The following is a 2,525-nucleotide window of genomic DNA, read 5'->3' as shown; positions in this document are numbered from 1 at the left end:
CCCGCGCCGTGCCCTGTGGGCCGATCAATGCGATCGAGCAGGTGTTCGACGATGCCCAGGTGCGCGCACGCGGCTTGCGCATCGACATGCCGCATCCCGAAACGGGCACGGTGCCACTGGTGGCCAGTCCGATCCGCCTGTCGGACACGCCGGTGGACTATCGTCTGCCGCCGCCCCCCTTGGGGGCGCACACGGCCGCTGTGCTGGCCGAAATCCTGGAATTGGCGCCTGCCGAAATCGAAGCCCTGCGTGCGCGGGGCGTGATCTGACCGCTTTGCCATTGCGCCTGCCTCGGCAGGTTTGATTGGCATCAAGATCCGGGCTGATCGAGGCCCGGATCGCCCTTCTGTTCATCTGGCATCAATGTTGCCGCCTCTACGATAGAGGCATGGATGGCCGCCGCCCGGCGGTCGGATGAATGGAGGGCTCACCATGAAGAAATCCGCACGTGCGCTTGGCACCGGCCTGCTGGCCGTAGCGCTGGTTCTGGCCGTTGCGCCGGCCATGGCTGGCGATGACTGTGACGTGCCCATCGAGCGTTGGCAGAAGCGGGACGCGGTGCGCCGGATGGCTGACGGAAATGGTTGGACCCTGAAGCGCATCAAGATCGACGACGGTTGCTACGAGGTGCGCGGCGAGGACGCCCAGGGCCGTGGCTTCAAGGCCAAGCTCGATCCCGAAACGCTGGAAATCGTGAAGATCAAGTATCGCCGCGACGATACGCGTGACCGTCGCCGCGCCCGGGATCGTGACGATTCCGGTGTGCGCAGCCCTGTGCCGCCGGCTGCTCCCGCAGCCCCCGCAGCAGCGACGAACCAGCCATCGGCATCGATATCCGTCTCTGGCGCCCAGATCGAGTGATCGCCCAGCGGCATTTTTACAGGAGCGTTATTTATGAAGACCTTTTCAATTGCGGCGCTGCTGGCCGCCACCACCCTGGCTGTGCCCGCCCTGGCGCAAGGCCGTACGGTGACCCTGTCCACGACCCTGAAACACTATGGCGGAGACGGCGCCTATCTGGCGGTTTATCTGACCGATGCCCAGGGCGCCTACGCAGGCACCCTGTGGGTGGCCGGTGGCAAGGCCAAATACTACAAACACCTGAGCGACTGGAACCGCTTGTCGGCCGGGGACAGGGCACGGCTCGACGGCGTGACGGGTGCCAGCGTGGGCGAAGGCCGGACGCTGAAGGTGACCGCCGACCTGGCGGATGTCTTGTTTGATGCGGGGTACGAAATCCGTGTGGACGCCGCCGCCGAGGATATGCGTGACAGTCCATCCGAAATCCGCGTGCCGCTGACGACGGCCGGTTCAGGACAGGCCAGTGCCGGACGCCGCTACATCCAGTCCTTCACCTATCAGGTGCAGTGATCGTCATGCAATGGCGGCAGATTCATCGCTGGCTGGGCCTGTGGGCGGGTACCCTGGCCCTGCTGATCGGGGTCACCGGGACGATTCTGTCGTTTTTCCCGGTGCGCGACAGCTGGCAGGCCATCCAGGCCGAACCCGGCCTGCCGGTGGCGGTCCTGGCGCAGCGAGTGGCAGACCAGGTGGTCGGGGTGGAAGAAATCCGCCGTTTGCCGTCGGGGGCGATCGTTGCGTATTCCTTCGACGATGGCCATGCCCGCGCCAGCTGGATCGATCCTGCCAGCGGGCAGGTGCTGGGCGACTATCAGGCGTCTGCCGTCGAACGCTGGGTGCGCAACCTGCACCGTTCTTTCAGGCTGGGTGATCCAGGCCGTCTGGGAGTGGCCGCAGTGGCACTGGCCATGTTGCTGCTGACGCTGTCCGGTATCCTGATGCTGGCCCGCAGCCTGGGCGGCTGGCGCCATCTGGTGTCCGGCCGCATCCGCGGGACCCTGGTCCAGCGCATTCACGGAATCAGCGGCCGGGTGCTGGCATTGGTCCTGGCACTGTCCTCGCTGACGGCGCTCTACATGAGCGCGACGACTTTTGGCCTGATCCAGGCCGATTCGGCCACCGACCCGGACGTCGTATCGGCGCCAGGTCCGCAGCCGGATCAAAAGGCGGGTGATTTGCCTTTGCTGCAGGCGCTGTCGACCGATGGGCTGCGCAAACTGGGTTTCCCAGCGGCAGATGATCCCGAGGACGTCTGGTATGTCGTCACGGATGTCGGCGATGGCTGGGTCGATCGCCGCAGCGGCCACGTCCTGTCCTGGCAACCAGCCCCTGCCGCCCGGATTGTCTATGACTGGGTCTACGCACTGCATACCGGACAGGGCCTGTGGGCCTGGGCATGGGTTCTGGGACTGGCCGGCCTGAGCATCCCGGGCTTCTCGATCACAGGGTTTTTGCTCTGGTGGCAGGGGAGGGCCTGGAGACCCCGCCTGGAAAACAACAGCCCGGCCCGGCGGGCCGAGATGCTGGTTTTTGTGGCCAGCGAGGGCGGCACGACCTGGGGTTTCGCCATGGCGCTGCATGATGCCCTGGTGCGCAACGGCCATGCGGTCCACACTGCGCCGCTGGAACGATTCCAGGTTCCCGAGTCGGCCCGGCAGATATTT

Annotated in this window: 4 protein-coding genes; all 4 read left to right on the top strand. The window is 65.7% G+C overall.

The window, feature by feature from the left end:
* Nucleotides 1-269, top strand: a 269-nt coding sequence (locus RBR29_RS11930) for a CoA transferase (protein WP_320349535.1), incomplete at its 5' end; no start/stop codon positions are given.
* A 163-nt stretch (nt 270-432) separates the two neighbouring features.
* On the top strand, nt 433-861 hold the full coding sequence (locus RBR29_RS11925) for a PepSY domain-containing protein (RefSeq protein WP_320349533.1): 429 nt from the start codon (nt 433-435) through the stop codon (nt 859-861).
* Nucleotides 862-894: 33 nt separating this feature from the next.
* Nucleotides 895-1,371 (top strand): DUF2271 domain-containing protein, encoded by a 477-nt coding sequence (locus tag RBR29_RS11920; protein WP_320349531.1) that lies wholly within the window; start codon nt 895-897, stop codon nt 1,369-1,371.
* A 5-nt stretch (nt 1,372-1,376) separates the two neighbouring features.
* Nucleotides 1,377-2,525, top strand: a 1,149-nt coding sequence (locus RBR29_RS11915) for a PepSY-associated TM helix domain-containing protein (protein WP_320349530.1), incomplete at its 3' end; no start/stop codon positions are given.

The organism is Castellaniella sp. (genome assembly GCF_034007085.1).
Taxonomy (GTDB): Bacteria; Pseudomonadota; Gammaproteobacteria; order Burkholderiales; family Burkholderiaceae_B; genus Castellaniella.
This window is presented reverse-complemented; position numbering and strand designations above follow the sequence as displayed.